The sequence below is a fragment of the uncultured Virgibacillus sp. genome, from assembly GCF_947495635.1.
Lineage (GTDB): Bacteria > Bacillota > Bacilli > Bacillales > Amphibacillaceae > Virgibacillus > Virgibacillus salarius.
This window is the reverse complement of sequence record NZ_CANMAB010000185.1, coordinates 1-2,453: the sequence shown is the minus strand read 5'-3', so window position 1 is coordinate 2,453 and position 2,453 is coordinate 1. Positions and strand designations below refer to the sequence as shown.

At 36.2% G+C, this 2,453-nt stretch carries 4 protein-coding genes; all 4 read left to right on the top strand.

Going from position 1 to position 2,453, the window contains the following annotated elements; genetic code table 11:
* The first annotated feature begins 363 nt into the window (after nt 1–363).
* The 4 genes from mscL (at nt 364) to Q1A47_RS20315 (ending at nt 2,319) form a co-directional block, all read left to right on the top strand.
* A complete protein-coding gene (gene mscL, locus Q1A47_RS20330) occupies nt 364–753 on the top strand; it encodes a large conductance mechanosensitive channel protein MscL (protein ID WP_026682044.1) in 390 nt (129 codons plus the stop codon).
* Nucleotides 754–761: 8 nt separating this feature from the next.
* On the top strand, nt 762–1,313 hold the full coding sequence (locus tag Q1A47_RS20325; protein WP_034679333.1) for a DUF4269 domain-containing protein: 552 nt from the start codon (nt 762–764) through the stop codon (nt 1,311–1,313).
* Between the two features lie 67 nt (nt 1,314–1,380).
* Complete coding sequence (locus Q1A47_RS20320) at nt 1,381–1,731, top strand: DUF4260 domain-containing protein (RefSeq protein WP_026682046.1); 351 nt, start codon at nt 1,381–1,383, stop codon at nt 1,729–1,731.
* A gap of 201 nt (nt 1,732–1,932) precedes the next feature.
* Complete coding sequence (locus tag Q1A47_RS20315) at nt 1,933–2,319, top strand: spore coat protein (protein WP_121604778.1); 387 nt, start codon at nt 1,933–1,935, stop codon at nt 2,317–2,319.
* Nucleotides 2,320–2,453: the final 134 nt, after the last annotated feature.

Genomic DNA, 2,453 nt, shown 5'->3' with positions numbered 1-2,453 from the left:
CGGGTTTTGCTAAAAAAGTTAGCTGAAGGACAAACCCCACGGAAAGGGAAGTGGGCAGCCGGAGTGGTGGTCAAGCATAGCTATTATTCCATAATAGCTACTAGAGGAAGCGTAAATCTGAGCATTTAGTGATAAGGACTGAGCGAATATTGCTCCGTTTTTCTTACAAACAATGTCACGATAACAAGACTTTCTCCACTCGAGATTTTAAGTAATACTTCCAGCTATTCCGAGTTTGCACCATATAGGGGAAATTCGATAATGATAAAGGTCATATTGTCTCAAGTTCGTATTTTTTGTTCATTCACATTCTTAGAAGTATTTGCTATTATTTAGGATATATCCTGAAAGGAGTTGTTGCATATGTGGAAAGACTTTAAAGAATTTGCTTTTAAAGGAAATGTTATCGATTTGGCAGTTGCTGTTGTTATTGGAGCCGCTTTTAGTGCGATCGTTTCCTCACTTGTAGATAATATTATTACGCCATTAATAGGGGTTCTAATGAATGGGGTGGATTTGACCAACTGGAAGTATACTGTAGGAGATGCAGAGATACTATATGGAACATTTATACAATCGATAATCGATTTCTTCATCGTTTCACTATCTATTTTCTTTATTATTCGATTACTTATGAAATTTAAGCGTAAAAAAGAAGAAAAGGTGGTTGAAGAAGCACCTAAAGTAGATCCGCAAGAAGAATTATTGAAGGAAATAAGGGATTTATTGAAGGAACAGAATAAGGGGAAGTAGTGAAGTTAATGCATAAGCCTATAAGCAGAAGTAAACATTCCTTAGACCGTTTGAAATTTGGAGATTGGACGCAGAAATGCGCCTTCAAAGCCATAGAAAATATAAATATAATGGAGGATTTACAACAGTATACGCCATTTCTTTGTGGCACTTTTCCATTAGGGATACATACTGAAGCATCGGATTTAGATATAATCGTAGAAGCGCAAGACTTATCTGCATTTGCGGAAAAAATAAGATCATTATACGGTGGGTTTGACGCATTTTCTATAAAAAGGAAGAAAATTAGAAACCACGCTGTTGTGAAGGCGAATTTTTTATATCAAGATTTTGAATTTGAATTGTTCGGTCAAGCGCAGCCTGTTCATCAGCAATATGCATATCTACACCTGATTATCGAGGATTATTTGTTACAGTCCTTCCCTAGCTTAAAGCCATTAGTTAAAGTATTGAAAGAGAACGGTTTTAATACGGAGGAAGCATTTTGTGAGTTACTAGGTTTAGACGGAAATCCATTTGAGCAATTAATTCATTATGGAAAAAGGATACGGATAATTTAATGAAGCAAGGGAACCTTTCTCTCGTTTTCTCGTATTTACAAGTAAAATATACTGGAAGGAGAAGACTATGAATCCAAAAGCATGGATGCATCTTGAAGGGGCTGCTGTTTTAATGATTAGTATCTTTTTCTATGCAATGTACGATTTCAGTTGGTTTGTTTTTGCCATTTTTTTATTGGTACCTGATATTTCGATGGTTGGATATATGAAAAATACGAAATCGGGTGCTACGCTGTATAATATTTTTCATTCTTATATATTACCAGTGCTCTTAGTCGTTATTGGTTTTCTCTTTTTGTATTCATTCCTTATCATGATAGCTCTTATTTGGATCGCACATATTGGAATGGATCGAATGATCGGTTACGGTCTTAAATATCCAACAGCATTTAAAGACACTCATTTGCAGCGAGTTTGACACGCCATCATTGCAGGAACTTGTTCTTTTTGCTAAAGGGCTTTTTCGAATGGTATTTACTGACATATGTATAGAGGTCGTTAGTTTATAATTAGACAGAGGAACTAATAATTTTGTGTGATTATAGGTGATTGTCTTATACAAACTCTGGTTACTTGCCATAGGTTATTAGTGAACCTATTACAGGAAAGGGGAGTTCTCATGAGGCATCATCATCACGGGTGTGGTTGCCCGCCGAAACAAGTTGTTCATCCAACGAAGTATAACTGTGTAAAACAATGTAGTGAAAATGTAGTAGAACACATTCATCCGTCCCATACAACCGTAAAGAATCATCATACAACCATTAATAAACATGTATTTCCACATTCAACATCTGTACAAAATACACAAGGCAGTGTAGATGTTTATGGTGGTTCATTTAATGTTCCTGCTCCAGGAGACCAAGTAGCAGGAGCGATGGATCCAGGGTACGGCAATGGATATGGAAATGGAAATCAAGTAGCAGGTGCAATGGCACCAGGTATGGGCATGGGGCATGGTTGCCACAAGCCAAAACAGTGGCAAAAACCACATAAATGGTGTTAACTTAGATAAAAGGCTGGCATAATAAGTGTCAGCTTTTTATTATAGTCTAGGAAAATACATTAGCGTTGCACAAAAAATTTTAAAAATAGTCAAGTGCGCAAAACTGGAATATTTATCAAAAATATACCAATTAA

Bases quoted from the DNA above. Each gene is read 5' to 3' on its own strand.
- Q1A47_RS20315 (WP_121604778.1), top strand. From the start codon at position 1,933: ATGAGGCATCATCATCACGGGTGTGGTTGCCCGCCGAAACAAGTTGTT.
- mscL (WP_026682044.1), top strand. From the start codon at position 364: ATGTGGAAAGACTTTAAAGAATTTGCTTTTAAAGGAAATGTTATCGAT.
- Q1A47_RS20325 (WP_034679333.1), top strand. From the start codon at position 762: ATGCATAAGCCTATAAGCAGAAGTAAACATTCCTTAGACCGTTTGAAA.
- Q1A47_RS20320 (WP_026682046.1), top strand. From the start codon at position 1,381: ATGAATCCAAAAGCATGGATGCATCTTGAAGGGGCTGCTGTTTTAATG.